At 49.5% G+C, this 15,534-nt stretch carries 13 protein-coding genes; all 13 read right to left on the minus strand.

Translation table 11 applies throughout. From position 1 onward, the window contains the following. Positions 1–11 precede the first annotated feature (11 nt). The 13 genes from GEOB_RS19460 to GEOB_RS15860 all read right to left on the minus strand — a co-directional run bounded on the left by GEOB_RS19460 (position 12) and on the right by GEOB_RS15860 (position 15,526). Positions 12–503, minus strand: coding sequence for a glutaredoxin family protein (locus GEOB_RS19460; RefSeq protein ID WP_049764389.1), 492 nt, complete (start codon positions 501–503; stop codon positions 12–14). Between the two features lie 12 nt (positions 504–515). Then, positions 516–3,494, minus strand: coding sequence for an AAA family ATPase (locus GEOB_RS15805; RefSeq protein ID WP_012648252.1), 2,979 nt, complete (start codon positions 3,492–3,494; stop codon positions 516–518). A gap of 177 nt (positions 3,495–3,671) precedes the next feature. Then, positions 3,672–4,043 (minus strand): GxxExxY protein, encoded by a 372-nt coding sequence (locus GEOB_RS15810; protein ID WP_012648253.1) that lies wholly within the window; start codon positions 4,041–4,043, stop codon positions 3,672–3,674. A 71-nt stretch (positions 4,044–4,114) separates the two neighbouring features. After that, entirely contained in the window at positions 4,115–5,419 is a 1,305-nt protein-coding gene (locus GEOB_RS15815; RefSeq protein ID WP_012648254.1) for a metallophosphoesterase family protein, read from the minus strand. A 111-nt stretch (positions 5,420–5,530) separates the two neighbouring features. Beyond that, positions 5,531–7,690, minus strand: coding sequence for an ATP-binding protein (locus tag GEOB_RS15820; RefSeq protein WP_012648255.1), 2,160 nt, complete (start codon positions 7,688–7,690; stop codon positions 5,531–5,533). Positions 7,691–7,735: 45 nt separating this feature from the next. After that, on the minus strand, positions 7,736–8,377 hold the full coding sequence (locus GEOB_RS15825) for a hypothetical protein (RefSeq protein WP_012648256.1): 642 nt from the start codon (positions 8,375–8,377) through the stop codon (positions 7,736–7,738). A gap of 39 nt (positions 8,378–8,416) precedes the next feature. Further along, positions 8,417–9,604, minus strand: coding sequence for a type I restriction endonuclease (locus tag GEOB_RS15830; protein WP_012648257.1), 1,188 nt, complete (start codon positions 9,602–9,604; stop codon positions 8,417–8,419). 296 nt (positions 9,605–9,900) lie between these two features. After that, positions 9,901–10,269 carry a hypothetical protein gene (locus tag GEOB_RS15835; RefSeq protein ID WP_154650509.1) on the minus strand — a complete coding sequence of 123 codons (369 nt, stop codon included), beginning with the start codon at positions 10,267–10,269 and terminating at the stop codon, positions 9,901–9,903. Positions 10,270–10,295: 26 nt separating this feature from the next. Beyond that, complete coding sequence (locus tag GEOB_RS15840) at positions 10,296–10,868, minus strand: hypothetical protein (RefSeq protein WP_012648259.1); 573 nt, start codon at positions 10,866–10,868, stop codon at positions 10,296–10,298. Positions 10,869–10,876: 8 nt separating this feature from the next. Next, positions 10,877–12,406 (minus strand): DUF2235 domain-containing protein, encoded by a 1,530-nt coding sequence (locus GEOB_RS15845; protein ID WP_012648260.1) that lies wholly within the window; start codon positions 12,404–12,406, stop codon positions 10,877–10,879. 172 nt (positions 12,407–12,578) lie between these two features. After that, complete coding sequence (locus GEOB_RS15850) at positions 12,579–13,826, minus strand: hypothetical protein (RefSeq protein WP_012648261.1); 1,248 nt, start codon at positions 13,824–13,826, stop codon at positions 12,579–12,581. A 107-nt stretch (positions 13,827–13,933) separates the two neighbouring features. Next, positions 13,934–15,184 (minus strand): amidohydrolase family protein, encoded by a 1,251-nt coding sequence (locus GEOB_RS15855; protein ID WP_012648262.1) that lies wholly within the window; start codon positions 15,182–15,184, stop codon positions 13,934–13,936. 27 nt (positions 15,185–15,211) lie between these two features. After that, on the minus strand, positions 15,212–15,526 hold the full coding sequence (locus GEOB_RS15860; RefSeq protein WP_012648263.1) for a hypothetical protein: 315 nt from the start codon (positions 15,524–15,526) through the stop codon (positions 15,212–15,214). Positions 15,527–15,534: the final 8 nt, after the last annotated feature.

The raw sequence follows: 15,534 nt of genomic DNA on the forward strand, positions 1-15,534 counted from the left end.
GTGTGTGATGGTCAGGGGTTCCCGTTTATGGCAGCCATAACCGCCTGAGGATTATAACCATTGATTACCCTGGTACCAATCCTTGTGACCGGTACGCCCCGCCCTCCCAGTTGACGAAAGGTGCGTGCCGCCTCATTGTCTTGCTCTATATCCCGCACTTTATACGGTATGCCTTTCTCATTGAGGAAACGCAGCATTTTGCGGCAATAACCACAGCTGGAAGTGACAAACACTTCAACTCCGCTGCTGACTGCCTGCTTTGCCTGAGGTTGCACAGAATCAGATTCCTGGCTTTTTCCCTTTAAAGCCGGCGGTGTCTCCATGATCGATATTTCCGCTGCCGGTTTCTGATTCACCAGCTGTTTGCGGTACTTTTTCGGCACCTTTGCAATGTCGTCAACGAAATGAAGTTGCCCCTGATTGTCCGTATAACGGTAGACCTCGGCTGACGCCGGGCCGGCAACAAAACTCAGAAGAATAAAAACAACAAGTAATTTCACCATTCCCTCCGATAATCAATTGCCTTTATCTTCTGACAAGTCTATCACCTGATCCGTTATTTCAGTGAATGAAACATCATGGCTGATGAGGAAGAGTTGATCATACCAATGCTCCGTCACCTCTTCCTTGCCGTGATCTATAGCCCGAAAAGCCTGAGCGAGATTTGAGCGTCGGGAGGCATCCAGATTGGAAGTGGGCTCATCGAAGAAGGCAACGCGGGCGCCGATGGTCTGCAACAGGGCCAGGCGCAGGGCGACAACAGCACTCATCACCTGCCCACCTGAGAGCTGGTCGTCCGAGCGTTCGCGAATCGCTCCATCAGACATGTCTCTTAGCACAATCTGGTAATTATCTCCCCAATAAAGTTCTTCATCAGCCTCGGCAATAGTCCGATAAATGCTGTCGGCGCGCAGGCTGATCTCCTCGCGGAAGCGCTCGGAAAGCTGCGCCGAGACATTTTTAAAGACCTTGTTGCGGAGGAATTTTACCAGTTCCTCTTTCTTTTTTAGTGCCTGCACTTCGCTCTGCTTCGATTTGATTTCCCCCTGGATCCTTTCCAGTTCAGCAATTTCGGCAGTGATACGCTTCAGATTCTGGGACAGGTTGTTCAAGCTCTCGCGAAGGGCTGCTTCCCCTGTCTGCAGTGCCTCTTTATTCTTCATCGTTTCAGCATGTGCTTCAGCGGAATATGCGCCTTCAAGCTCTCCGAGCTTTGCCTGCTTGGCTGTCTTATCCTTCTCCAGGTCCTCCAGGCGCTTTACATATTTCGCAAGAGTCTCCTGCCGCTTCGGCAAATCAAGCGCCAGCGGTTCAGCCTGGAGGAAACGCTCATGATCGGGCTGAGTCAGCTTTTTCACATTTTCATTTTCGGTGATAGACGCTTCCACATGGGCATATTGGGCAAAGGCGGCTAGTTGACCCTGTTTCTCTTTATCCGCCGCTGTAGCTGTCTCACGATGGGTTGCTGCAGCTTGTCTTCTACCGGTGATTCGTTTCTCGGTCTCAGAGAACTCCAGCCGACGCCTTTCCATCTCTTCCGATGCTGCATCCATCCGTGCCTTTTCAGCCTTGATAGCCGTCATTGGCTCATCCAGAGCCGTCTGCATCTTGCCCAGAATCAGGCCGACCATTTCGACAAGATCATGGCAGCCCTGCTCCCAATGCTTAAGAGCCGCAAGCTGCTCGTTGGGAGGTCCTGTAAACTCTGCGGCAATAAGACGCTCTCCCTCTTTGCGGCACTGCTCCACACCATGGCTGTCCATCCAGTGTTCAAAGGTCGCGATCACTGATGTAACATCCAGCAGCTTTACATGCTCAATTCGCTCCTTATCACGTTCGAGCCGCTCCTTTTCAAGGTTCGCGATCTCGTTCCGCAGCAGGCGAAACTTTTCCATCTCCTTACCGGCGGCCTCTGCCTCCGCTATTTTCTTGTCCATTGTGGCAATTGTCCGGGCATGTCCTTCAATCAGCGCATCAAGTTGCCGCTTCTTGGTGCCGAAGACCTCAAGAGAAGCCTTCCCCCCAAGGTTGCCGCACTGCTCCTGAAAGAAAGGGCACAAGCCCTCTGCCAGCTTTTGCTCCCCTTCGATAATACCGACTCTGGTGCCTTCCAACTTCGCCTTCTCAGCCTGCGCCGCCTCCCGCTCTTTGCGCAAGTGATCCAGGGTCGCTGCCTTCTCCTTCCAGTCTTTCTCAGCGAGGAGAAGTGCATTTTTCTGATGGACCAGGTTGTCGATCTCATTCAGTTTCTCTAGGGTAACTTTGAGGTAAGGTGAGATGCTTGGAACCTGATGAAGGGAAAGTTCACGAAAACCGGCCTCGACTTCCCGCTGACGATCAATGGCCTCTTGCTGCATCTTCTCCTTTTCCAGCAATGCAGAAGATGCCTGTTTGAGCACTTCTTCCTGCTTATCAAGAACCGCTATCCCCTCTTTCAGGGCTTTTTCCTGGGCAACGGCTTCCTTCTCCTCATGATCGGCCGCCTGGAGCGCCGATGCCTGCCTGTTTCCCAGCTCGGCTATTTCCTTCTCAAGCGCCAGTTTCGCCTTCTCCCGCTCTCGCAGCTCAGCAAGCTGCTTCTCAGCCGTCTCGAAGCGCTCTTTTCCGGGCCTGGCCTCCTCCGCTGCCCTTGCCGCGCTAATTGCCTGTTCCACCAGAGCCTTCTGGTTGGTTATATGCTCATTGCCGGAAGTAATACTTTGTAGCACCTGAGCCAATTCGCTCCGTAGTGCCTCAAGGCCGTTTTTCTGCTCTTCCATTTTCTGCAGATGCCCATTGACCAAGGCCAGAGCCGCAGTTGTACTCTCCAATTCAGCGATTTTACTGGCCTGCTCCTCATTCAGGCCGGCAAGCTCCTTCTGCCGCTCAGGTAACACGGCAACACGTTCTTCTTTGCCGGCAATCTCAGCCTCCAAGGTGCCGATCTTTGCCTTGATGATGGTGCCGAGTTCCTTGGTCCCATCGAAGGTCTTCCGCCAGGAATCGATCCCCAGGATCTCGTCGAATGCCTCCTTCCGCTTGCTTTGCTGCTTCAGGACAAACGGCCCGAGAAACTCATTCTGAAACGGCCCGATCACCAGCTTGAACTGCTCCGCCAGCGACCGGCCGGCAGCAAGTCCCAGCAGTTCCTTGATCCGTGCCTCAGTCTCCTCGATATTTGCGTGGTCCTCGATTTCAAAGCCACCACCGGTTTCCTTGGCAAGCCTCCAGTTGGCAGGGGTACCCACTGTGCGGCTGACCCGGTAAGTCTCGCCATCATCGGCGGTGAAGACGACCGCTATTTCTCCCCGTTTGGCGCCAATGGTAAGGAAACGGTCAACATTGGAAACGAAGTCGCGAGCATCAACACCGAACATGGCATAGCCGATCGCTTCGAAGATGGTGCTCTTGCCGATGCCGTTAGGGCCGGAAAGGACGTTGATTCCCGGTGAGAAGTGTATCTCGCTGTCGCGGTGGGATTTTATGTTTTTCAGATGAATGGAAAGTATTTGCATTCTTGAACCTGTTTCACCACGAAGGCACGAAGAAAACCTAATTTTTTGGCAGCCCTAGAACGCACGTCTTGAGTTAAAACATCATCCTGGGGTTTAAGAAGATCGCTTCAGTTCTTCAGCAGTTCTTCGTGCCCTTCGTGTCTTCGTGGTAATAATTTTTTCGATCTATCATCAGAATCAAAGCACGAATCTTTTTATTCCATCCTTGAGAAGTACCGCATTGAAGTCAATAAGAAGACCAGTTTTCAGACCTGAGAGTTTCAGATATGTGAGAAGTTGTGCTTCATGGATCGGCATAAGTTTTTCAACGCATTTCAACTCAAGCAGGATTTCCCCGCCAGCAACAATGTCAATCCTATACCCACAGTCCAAATGCTTGCCTTTGTACGTTACAGGCAAAGGCTTCTGGCGCTCAAACTGTATTTGCCGTAGTTGCATTTCATGGCAAAGGCATTCTTCATACGCTGATTCCAGCAGCCCCGGTCCCAGGTTGCGATGAACCTCAATCGCTGCAGCAATAACTTGAGCAGACATAAATTCAAAGTTCATAGGTTTCCCCTGGCTGACTCTGTTTTTTCACCACGAAGGCACGAAGAGAAGCCAATACGGCTTGAGTTCCTTCAATTTATAACGGCTTTGAACGGATTGTTCTCTTCAGTTGGTTTCTTCGTGTCCTTCGTGTCTTCGTGGTAATTTGAAAGAAAGCCCAATAACTCCTCACCCTCAACATCCCCTTTCAGCACATGATCGCGGATGGTCAGGGCAACACTCACCAGTTCATCCTCTTTGCCTTTCCACTCACTATTCATGCCGATCAGTTCCCGCAGCACATCCCGCTCGATGTCGGCCAAGCTTCGGTGTTCCTTCTCTCCTATTCCACTCCCCGTTATAAGAGAAAGATGGTTCTTGATCTCACAATGCAGCGGGTCCGCAACCTCATCCAGCAGCCGCCGCACCCGTTCCCGCCCCAGCTCGAACGGATGAAACTGCACCCTGCCGGTTACCTTCAGCTGAATCAGCGGCTTCTCGCCAGCATTCTGCAGTTTGTCGGCAAGCTCTGTCTTAAGCGTCTCCATGGCATGCTCGGCAGTATCAGCCCCATCAACGCTGACCGTTACTGACTGCATGGGCCGAGGTGCCGTAGTGCGGAATTCGGGTGTGTATTTACCATCCTCAACTTTCACGGCCCAGTACCCTTTGTCATATCCTTCTTCGCCAAAGTTGACCCTCTCGGGAGAGCCGGGATTGAAGGCATAGGGACGGCCGTCTGGGGTGGATACGGTGTAGGCTTTATGGCCGTGGCCGAGCGCCACGTAATCGAAGCATTCCGCAAGGGGCAAGGCTTCTTCAGGCTTGATATTACCTATTTCCACCGGCGAGTATGTCCAGATACCGACATGGAAGAGGAGGATATTGTTATTCGTCGTCACCGCCTCGCAAATACGCGGCACATGGGCACCCGCCTGAGCGCCGATATAGCCGAGGCCATAGATGTTGATGCCATCGATCTCGATCCGTCCGCCGCTGCCGGTCTCTTCATCAAAGGGATCAAATCGATACCCGCCGTTCTCGGTGCGTGTAGGGCGAAGGAGTTTGATGTACCCCATCTGTGAAAGGGCTTCCATCCATGAGATGCTGTCGCGGCGGTGGATCCAGTCGTGGTTACCTTCTACGGCAATACAGGGGATGCCAGCATCTTTCAGAGGCTGGAGGATCTCAATTGTTTTGGCGAAGGTTTTGGGGAGGATCTGGCCGGTGTGGAAGAGGTCGCCGGAGATGAGGACAAATCGAGCTTGTGAGGAAATCGCATCAATAGCAATGCTGGTGAGCGTGTGGAAGAAGTCTTCATATCGTAGGTTGGTGCCTGCAGAGGTGCGGTATGTTTTGCCGAGGTGGATGTCGGCGGTGTGATGAAATTTGGTCATAGTACTTCCTTTAGCATATTTGCGCTCGCAGATGGAAATAAGATGACGCTAGATGGTTTGTTGGCAATTGACAAGGACTTGAATTTCTCTGAATTTTGTGGGGACATTGCGTCAATTCTCAGTATGATCAGTACGAAATACCTCAATAAATTTATCTCTATCATTAAGGCGAATAAGAATTGGATTTTCACAGCTAGATGCCTTACCAAACAATACAGCATGACGCTCAGGCAACGATGATAGCGATCTAGCGTAATCTTTTCCGACGTAATTCGCCAAGAATTCCTTACCAGTTTCATCAAAGGTTCTCATCGCAAAGACTGTATTGCATTGGTTTAGCACTGTTTTGCTGACGTTAGCTGTTCTCTGTGTAATGACAAGGCATCCAAGACCATATTTACGTCCTTGCAAGATGGCGCGGGCACTGCCATTGGCAGCAGTTCTATCCCCTTCTGCTACCGCAGAACTCCATTCAGGGACTAAGGAATGAGCCTCTTCATACACTAAACACACTCTAGCCCGGTCTGTCATGCCCAATGCTGAGACCGCAGCAAGTGTTGAATCAGAAATGATATGTGTTATTTCAGCTGGACTTAAAGAAGCCATTGATGCTGTGTTGTTGAAAGGGCGGCTATCTTGTCGCCAAACCTCAAACTGTGAAGGATTATAGATTTTCAAGCGGCACGGAGTATCTGGATTTAAAAATGTAGCAATATCCGTAGCAAGTTCCGCTGAAAAAGCTTGTCGGCTGCCTCCTTGCTCTACATTTTGATGAACTCTTGTTCTGCCGTTCTGGCCGATCTGTTGCAGGTTCTCAATGTTTGCTCGTTCGGTCGCGGCGTCAAAATATGGTGCAAGCTCAGTGGCATACTGATTTGTTAGGTCAATACATATAACCTTCACCCCCTCGGTCAACATTCGCTCAACAAGCTCAATAGCAAGCATGCTCTTCCCAACACCGAGAATACCAAGAATAGCAGTGTTATGAGTTACTAAGTCGCTTATACTTCTAATAGCAACTGGGTAATCGGTACCAGGGAAATGACCTACAGCAGTAGTGCATGGTTGAAATTCATTACTATGTTTGAGAAACACTGGGGAATTTGGTTTAGGCAGCCACTTTGCCGGGTTAAAACACCTCCTTTCACTATCCCAGTGCCCAATTTTCTGCGCTTGGGCACGCACAATTCCGTGCGTATTTTTCTGCTGCACAATTTCTTCTTTTGTCAGTCCATTAACCAATTGGTAAGTGACAGTCAGGTCCGCAATCTTTACCTCAACAAGCCGCCCTTCTTCAAGCCCTTTATCTTTCACAACCTCAAAAAATAGGGTTTCTACAGATGTATCTGTTGCAACAAGCCCGACTATAGCCTCTTTTGTCACTAAAAGTTCAGCTTCTGTAGTAGCTAAATCAGATGACTCAACGCGCACTATAGCATTGTCTTCTAAACCACTGATTCGCTCCCCTAGGCATGACGGTAGCTCAAGGCCAGCGATCTCAATTGTTCTTAAAAGGATACCTTCGTCACGACCAACATGATCTAGAGCAAGAGCTATCCGTGACTTGCCGAGGGGATCATGCACCACCATGAGGTCTCCAATCGAAAGCCTCGTGGTCGGTGATTGCCGCACTAGAATCAGCCCAGGCGTCTGATAAGCAACTACTTCTCCATCGAAATCCAGGATAGTGTTCGGCATGAATATGCGCCTTATTCTCCGCCCAATTCTTACAGAGGCCTCAATAGGCGATATCAATGCAGTTAAAATCCAAGCAGAGGAAATTGCAGCGAACTCTTTGGGTGTTTCAAAGTGGAAAGCATAAAGGGCAAAGGCAACCACTACAGTGTAGATAGTGCGCGGGGCTCCGAGGGTTTCAGCTAACACTCTTGCTGCGTTAGAAAGTCGCGGCATTGTAGTATCTTTAGCCAGAATCGCAACCACACCGAGCACACCTGCCATTACACAGAATGCCAGAGCAACAACAAAGGCAACTTTAATGTCTGAATTCCATTTGCTCCAAGCGCTACCTAACGTTAGAGCAATTGCCGCTGGAGCTGCATAAAGAACGACATCAGCAGGCTTTGCGTAAAAGGGCGTATCTAGGCGGCTTCCAAGAATTAGCCCAAGTAAGGCCGTATAAAACCAAAATCCTTTCTCTCCATCAGGAGGAAAGACCCTTCCAAATGCAATTTGGCTCGCTAAGCATAGAATGCAAAATTCAATCAAGAGTAAACATAATCTTGTCTTCTGTGAAAGCGCTGGCTGTCTCATAAAAGCTCCGGTGTGTCAGATTACGTATAATGCCAAGCTCATTGCTTAAAGGGCTTGCCATAAGTTAGATATATCGGCACAATGTTGAGTAAGTTCTTCTATTATCTCATCAGTCAACGGAACACCAGGGCTGATATTGCCTCGAACCACATCAACAAAAACTACTGATTGTCCTGCTATTTCACCCCCATTAACAGATACTCCATAAGCCATACAATTTAATATTGCTCTTACGAATTCGTACTTTGGCTTTTTCGCACCAAAATAAAGCTTCATATACCTGTCTTGTCCTTTATGAGTCGTGTGAATGTCTGGCGTTACATTTATTTTTACTTCATTCAACAAAAACGGGAATTTTTGGTCCTTTAAAATATTAAAGTGCTGGGCCCCAAAATACTGAACATAGTTCCTGATTGCTTTTGAATTCAAGACCAGTTTGTTCCGTAAGGACTTGCTTGGTGTCAAAGCCTTTTTTTCAAGTTCCACTGCTTGGTCTAGAGCCCAATCAATGCCTCTTTTATCCCTGTTAAACTCAATAATGGTTGCTTTTGCAGGGTGATAGTACCTGGACATTGCAAGCCCTTCTTCATTCGGATACTTATATTGCCTTAATACCCTCAATTTCGTTGCCTCAGTCCCTGATACAAAGTCAGCGAAGCTCTTCATAGCAATTGGTTTCGTAATCATAGTATCCTCCTTGTCTAAAATCAGCGCGCAAGGCTTTGATTAGACAACTGCAAACTGCCCCTCAGCCTCCTGCCCCTTCCGCTTAAAATTGCCATCATCCTGACAAAACGCCAAAGCATCAAAGATAATCCCCGACAGTTTCATCAGGTTCTCAGGCCGGTTCAGAACAACGCTGCTACTCGCCCCAATCCCCAGCCCAGCACGCTCTATCAAAGTCTTATGCTGGTCCGTAAGGGGAATGATAAAGGTCACCAAAGGCCTCTGCCGATCACCGGTGTAGCGAACGATCCAGCGATTGGTCTTCCCTTGATACAGAACCGCGTAGTAGCTCTCCGTGTCCTTCCCGACGATCTCATCCGAGAGCACCTGCCCCTCAAGGATCATCTGCACTATGGAAAGAACCTTTCTTTCTGCAGCAGTGGTAACAATTTTGGGATTTGCAGGATCAATCATGTCCGCATCAGGGTCAACAGGCGGAGCAGTCGCTAGTTCTACGGTTGTAGAGGCAGGTGGCGGTGGTGAAGAAAGACCGGTCACTACCATTTTGCTGATGGCATCGGCAACAGACTGTTTTACCAAGGGAGTCACTGTTTCTATAAACCTGCCGCTTGGTTTAGGTCCTATATTCGCGCGAATTGCAACAAGTCTCACAAAATCAGCATCGGGCTCCCTCAGGAGCGATTCGATCACTTCCCTGAACTTGTCGATGTACACTTGGTCCTTTGCGAAAGAACGTAGACTGTCCGGGTGAAACCTATCATGCCTGAAATGGGCGAGTTGATCCGCATCTGCTTCGGAAATGTTCGAAAGATCGAAAGTCAGGAAGGGGACATCGTCCATAATATTCGGATTCTTGAGGTCTGTATAAAAGCGCCATTCACGGCCATTAGTGAGCGCTGAAATCGTGACACCAGGGGTAGCATTGAAGTAGCGGGCGATCTGGCCTGTATGGTTGGTGAGCTTTTCGGTGAAAGACTTTGCCTCTATAAACATCACCGGGTTATTGTCGGAAAACAAGGCGTAATCAACACGCTCGTTGTTCTTAATTCCCGGCAGGTCCGCACAATATTCAGCTTTTACTTTGAACGGATCGAATGGGTTGAAATCGAGGAGGTTGAGAAAGGGAAGGATCAGGGCTTGTTTGGTTGTTTCTTCACTCTGGCAATGGGAACCTACGTTCTTAACGTGCTCTGCATGACGCATCAATCTTTCTTTGAAATCCGGCATAATCATACCCTCCTACCTTTCTTTGGAATATGTAATTTCTAACCGATATTTCTAATCCAGCTGCCCCCAAAGTGTAAAAAAATTTTACAGGTGTAAAAAATTTTACACTTTTATATGCCTGTATTTGTGAAGGTTTATGCAATATAGTCCTCCGGCAGACAACACTCAAGGCAAATAAAAATAAATTTGTTTAATGTGTTTACAAGCCCATTCTCAATAAAATCACGCAAAAAAGGCCCCGATAGCTGCCGTTATCGAGGCCTTAGGGTTAACCCGATCTTATGATCCGGAAGCTGTTAGCGGTCTTTGTTTCCCTGCCTTTTGCGGGGCAGGGCTCGGTGAAGAAACTTGCTGAGAGCCAGGATTAGGCCGTTAGTGGCGAGAATGGCGACAAAGAGGGCGACAACGACGATCCAGAAGGTAAAAGCAAGAATGTAGGTAGTACGGAAACCTGCGACCCTGCCGAATACCGTTGCCAGGCCGCACAAAAACAGGCCGAACCACAAAAGGACAAAGGCTACAAGCTTGAAATAGTCCAGGCTTCCGCTGCTCTGTCCATAGATTGTACTGCCGCAATGGGGGCAGATGGCGCTTCGACCGGCGCCAAGGAAGAGCATGGCCATAATGCGCGGAGGCAATATACTGTTGCAACGGGGACAGTTCATTTTCAGTCGTGGGAGGATTTATCGTTTTACACAGATCTGATCGTCCTGATTATCATCCACGCCACAAGCACCAGAAGAAGCACGATCACCACCCAGATGGCATAGAGCTTGATGATCGTCGCTGCACTGGCTATGCGGATGTAGCATTGTTGCAGGCCTGAGGCGCCTTCATCGATGAAGTGTTGCAGCTGCATGAGTTGCAGGGAATTTTCGGCCCAGTCGGCAAGGACTGCAATGCCTACCGGTGCCGCCAGCCAGGAGAAATGGAAAGGACTGCCGAGAGCTGCCCAGGCCAGCAGCAAGCTGGCAAAAAAGGCGGCTCCGTAGAAAAGGGGAAATACCAGGTCCAGCCTGAGGGAGCACTTTTCCACCTGGAGTGCCGTTTGATCGAGGGTGCCCCAATGACGGCCCACGGCAGCGGCGTCATAGCCGCAATAGCGCTGATTGAGCGGCTTTTGGTCCTGAGGGTCCCTGAGTTGCTGCTGCAGCCGCTGTTCCACATACTGTCGGTTGCTCAACTTGCCCATGAACCACGAACCGGCATAAAAAGTCAACACCGGCAACAGGATGATGATCACGATCTTCGGCAGATTGGACATAGATCACCTCACGGAAGCAGCATTCTCAAAGGTCTCCGACACTTGTGCCAGAAACCGGTGTATTTGCAGCACAGGGCACAGTCCACTTTGACGGCCCAGGAATGGGCGATGATACTACCGAGGACAAAAACAACTGCCGCTCCCAACACAAGTAAAACATCGATGCAGTTCATGTATCCGCACAATGATCTTACCCCACGAACCACTAAAAGCAGGAGCGTAAGGCCGGTCACGGCGAGAAAAGCCATGTACGATCCAACCCCAGAGCGTACCTCCTTGTCCATCTCCGCCAGTAATGACGATTTACTGCCGCTATAGTGGGATTGGACCAATGTCGGAATTTGGGTTGAGATGGAGGTACCGGGCCAGTCGATACTCCCGCCGGTATCCATTTCGAACTTGAAGGGGATGTTGCCGGGGGAGTAGGTATCAGCACCGTTGACACCAGCGGTGCCGTTGGCGATTCTCTCGAAAATACTCACATGCAGCTTGGGGATGGGAATGTTGTGCTCATCGCAGAGCTTGCGCAGGTCGCGGGGCGACCACCGGTAATACACGGCAACCCCGGCCCTTGAGTCGTACATCTTGTCATGGACATCTTGGTGCTCCCGGACAAAGTCCAGGTCCTTTTGGATAAAGCAAAGCCCTGCCCGGCTCGCCTCGTTCATCATCCAGTCCAGTGTCACCAGGGACATCCCCTGTTTGGGATAGCCGCCTCCCACATTGGAATGGACACCGGAGAACCACACCTGCTTGATGCGTGTATCTGCGCCGTTCTTCTCGTTCCACAACTCGGGATGGAAGGTGCGGCGCTCTTCGTCCAGGGCCAATGCCTGGCAGGCCTGTGCCACCTCCGGTCCAAGGGTATTGTCGGCAAACCAGATCGGCCAGATGAAACGCCCGATGAAATCCCGCAATCCGTCGAAGGGGGTGCCAATGGCCCCCACCGTATCCCAGACCCCAATGAAGGCTATGTCGATACATTCCTCGGGATTGACCGCATGTTTCTCCCGTCGCCGACGCTTTGCCACTTCCCACTCTGCAGCGATATGCTCCTGGGATGGGATGGTCCTTTTTCGGTCATCGGCATCCTTCTGCCGAAAAGCGACCGTTCTGAATTCGTCCCAGCTTTCGCCTATTTTTTCGGTGAGGAGGTCCCGTGGTTGAGCATTGTAGTAGCTGCTATCCAGGACACCGCAGTACTGGATAAAGCCGGCCAGCGCCCGGACCGTGTAAGCCCCGCGGCTGAAGCCGAAAAGAAAGATCTTGTCCCCCGGCTCATAAACGTTTACCAGTTCCCGGTACATCTTCTTCACGTTGTTGGAAAATCCCCAGCCGAAAGCCCCTCCGACTACTCGGGCGAAGGCATTGGCGGTCCCGACACCATCGTCATAGAAGGCGACCTGCTTCATGACATCGGCTGCGCCCTTGTGACCCTGAATGTCCACTGCCTCGTAAAGCTTGAAGACGTTGGTTCCCCGGGCTTTTATATCCCGGTTGCCGGTTCCGTCGGAGCACAGCACGATGTTCTTGGCCATTGTTCACCCTCCTCCCGTCAATCCTGCAGAAGAAATACAAAGATAGACCAATGCCCCAGCAATGTATGATGCACTTTATCGGTTAACGTTCATTCTCAGTTTTTTCAACCGGGATAGTCAAAATTTCTGAGCGAAGTATTGCTGCCACCTCATCTGTGCCTCACTAGGTCAACTAAACGCGCGACTTAAAGCTCAACTTGGTTTTCATGTTTACTAACTTCAGGTCCTTCAAGTAATTAGTAGTATCTTCATCAATAAACTGTGTTATTTTAGACAATTGGTCCAATTGTATTGGTTTCATTGTTTCCCCTTTCGCTTGGGGTAACATTCCTTTATCTTTCATATAATTGGCAGTTAGGGGCAATGCCTTCTCAATATGTCCTATTGGTCTCAATCCCACAAGACTCGAGACCACATCTTGTGTAATTTTTGAAGGTGGAAGAGCGGCTTTGGTTAGTTCTTGATATTTGTCTTTTATTGCCATTATTGCCGCGCTTTTTATTTTTGTTCTTTCGCTATTTATGTAAGAATTGTCTGCATCTATGAGAGCATTGCCTTCTATCCACATTGTTTTAGAATCGTTGAATACTTTTTTTACTTCATTTTGGTCAACAACAATTTGCAGCTGATCGAGATTATTAAGAGCTTGCATATATTTTTTAAACCAATTAGCCTTTTCGTCATCTCCCTTGTATGGTTCAAAAGATATATTGAAGACAATGTAAGTATTTTCCACCTGCTTATCTTTATAATACAAGGCATCTCCTTTCATCTCAAACTTACTTTCATCCACCTGGTTAAATTGATCTCCATCATTGGTAGAGATCATAATCAGATAGCCGCTGGTAAGTTTACCCTTGCTAACTGGATTGCTTTCGGATTGGCTGCTTATTATTCCTGCGTAACTTGCCTCTAACTGTGAATGTGGATCTGAATCAGTAAACAGTTTTTTTACCAACGAGGTTATGGTCAGCACTTGTCCAACAACAGTTGGCGCAAGCTGAAGAGCAGCTTGATACTCAGGTTTATTCAACATATCGAATTTGGCTTGCAGTAAATCGTTATTTACTGCTGTCATTTTTACATTAATAGATAAGGCATCTGCGTTGGCTGGTATTTTGACAGCTATATTTCTTTGCAATCCGAGGTCGTAGTTTCTATTGACCGCCACCTCTCTAATATCCTGGACGGAGGTAGCTTCAATAGACTCAACACCCGAATCATACTTAATGTTTGTTGCAAGAGCGATGGTGTCACTACCCCCGAACACATTCTGCCAAAAGTTGCCAACAGACATGTAGTTTACGCAGTAAAGCTGGATGTTGATGTACCCGGTGTTCTTGAGAATTTGTGATTCCTGCTGGGAATTTGCTGCTCCCTGGGCTGGCTTCCAGAATTTTTTTGTACCGAGAATTGCCATGGCATCCTCCCTTGATTCGTTAACTGCAAACCATCGATCCCTTGAAGCACGTACATCGTTGTTTTTTAAATTATACCCCCGCGGACTTTTTATGCCCGTAACCGGTGTCAGGTAAAGCGGAGAAACTTCAATGGATTGTCGCGCACCATTTTGCACATCAAGACGTCCAGGTCCACCTTCAATGGGTCCGGCACCTGGTAAGTTTTGTCGCTCTTGTCCTTCAACCCTTTGAAGAACCCATGGAACATGGTGGCGTATGTGGTCTTTTTGTCTTCCAGGGTCATGGGATAATCGGTCCCCCAGAGGAGCTTGTCCTCCAAACCGTAATTTCCGGGGAAATGCCCCTCCTTGTCCTTGTGCAAGATCCAGAGGAAAGCGGCAATGGACTCCCGCCTGGTGAAATCGAAAGCGGCAACATCGGCATAGGTATTGGGGTAATTTTTCAAAAGTCGTATCAAACTGGCAGTCCAGCTGCTTTCGCGAAGCCGTTGAAAGAAGTTTTCATACAGGTAGCTGCCGTCATCCTGGGGAGCTTTCTCGAACCAGGCGGTATCCGCAATGCCGTCCTCCCCGCCGAAATGGGCGAAGTTGATCCTCAGGTTATGAATATCCGGGTCTCCGGCCTTGAATACCTCCTCCCAGTTACGGGGATTGGTGTAGTCCTCCGCATCGGGACAAAGGCGGAAGGAGTCCTTCTGACAGTGGACGGTAACCGGCCATTGCCGCTTGCAGAGCTCCTTGTAGAATGGCGAGAAGTCACGCACGTTGAAACCGAGAGGGGGATAGAGCTTGACCCCGAGGTAAATTCCGGAAGCGAGACCAGCTGGGTTTTTCCAGCCGTTCAGCTGGGCAAAGGACGTTTCGAACTCCTTTTCCTTCAGGATCTCCAGCTGATCGGCCCTGCGGGGATCGATCCCCACAAAAGGCAGAATTTTTACCCTTTGGGATTTGTTTGCCTCTATGGCCTTAGAGAGGCGCCTGACCTGCCCCCGCAGTTTTTCCACACCGCCCCCCTTGTCGAAATCCATCACCAGGGGTGTAAGTATCACCTCGTCGATATTACCAAGAGAGGTTGGAAAGTCGGGAGAATCGAGAAAGGTGTTTATTTCTTTACACAGCGGCACCACGTTTTCACCGGGCTCGCACTCGAAGAACCGGATGAATTTCTCGTTGGACTGGACGATTTTTTTCAGGTTGACGATGGGAAGCAGTACTCCGGCAAAGGGAAAGACAAAGGGGAAGATCAGCTTCTTGTGCAGCTTGTCCTTTTCGCCCACAAAGGTAAACACCGACTGATAGAGTGGAATATCGGCGATGGTGAACATGTGACAGTGACAGTCAATGAAATAGTTCGGCATATACCCTCCTGAATGCTCCGATTGATCCTAGACCACTGCTTTAACTGCCTCCTCCAGAACTTTTAGCGCTGCGTTGACCGCCTTTTGAATGGTCACCTTGCTTTTGACCTTGCACATGGCAACGCCTGCCTCAAAAGCGTCACGCTCCCCCTCCAACTGATCCTGCAGCTCTTCGTCCGTAAGATCTCCGCCGATGTATGCCTCGGAAATATTCTTAAGGGCTTCCCTTTCATCGGCCAGCACCTGTTCCATGGCGTCTTTCACCTTTGGCCATTCTTTCCGAAAAACACCCTCGGCCGCCGCCAGCATGTCTCCAATGACCTTGTCCAGTTCGAATCCCACGATAATCC

Origin of the sequence: Geotalea daltonii FRC-32 (assembly GCF_000022265.1) — a bacterium.
GTDB lineage: Bacteria > Desulfobacterota > Desulfuromonadia > Geobacterales > Geobacteraceae > Geotalea > Geotalea daltonii.

Coding starts and splice junctions, on each gene's coding strand:
- GEOB_RS15830 (WP_012648257.1), bottom strand. CDS start 9,604: ATGCCGGATTTCAAAGAAAGATTGATGCGTCATGCAGAGCACGTTAAG.
- GEOB_RS15845 (WP_012648260.1), bottom strand. CDS start 12,406: ATGGCCAAGAACATCGTGCTGTGCTCCGACGGAACCGGCAACCGGGAT.
- GEOB_RS15805 (WP_012648252.1), bottom strand. CDS start 3,494: ATGCAAATACTTTCCATTCATCTGAAAAACATAAAATCCCACCGCGAC.
- GEOB_RS15850 (WP_012648261.1), bottom strand. CDS start 13,826: ATGGCAATTCTCGGTACAAAAAAATTCTGGAAGCCAGCCCAGGGAGCA.
- GEOB_RS15810 (WP_012648253.1), bottom strand. CDS start 4,043: ATGAACTTTGAATTTATGTCTGCTCAAGTTATTGCTGCAGCGATTGAG.
- GEOB_RS19460 (WP_049764389.1), bottom strand. CDS start 503: ATGGTGAAATTACTTGTTGTTTTTATTCTTCTGAGTTTTGTTGCCGGC.
- GEOB_RS15840 (WP_012648259.1), bottom strand. CDS start 10,868: ATGTCCAATCTGCCGAAGATCGTGATCATCATCCTGTTGCCGGTGTTG.
- GEOB_RS15835 (WP_154650509.1), bottom strand. CDS start 10,269: ATGAACTGTCCCCGTTGCAACAGTATATTGCCTCCGCGCATTATGGCC.
- GEOB_RS15815 (WP_012648254.1), bottom strand. CDS start 5,419: ATGACCAAATTTCATCACACCGCCGACATCCACCTCGGCAAAACATAC.
- GEOB_RS15820 (WP_012648255.1), bottom strand. CDS start 7,690: ATGAGACAGCCAGCGCTTTCACAGAAGACAAGATTATGTTTACTCTTG.
- GEOB_RS15855 (WP_012648262.1), bottom strand. CDS start 15,184: ATGCCGAACTATTTCATTGACTGTCACTGTCACATGTTCACCATCGCC.
- GEOB_RS15825 (WP_012648256.1), bottom strand. CDS start 8,377: ATGATTACGAAACCAATTGCTATGAAGAGCTTCGCTGACTTTGTATCA.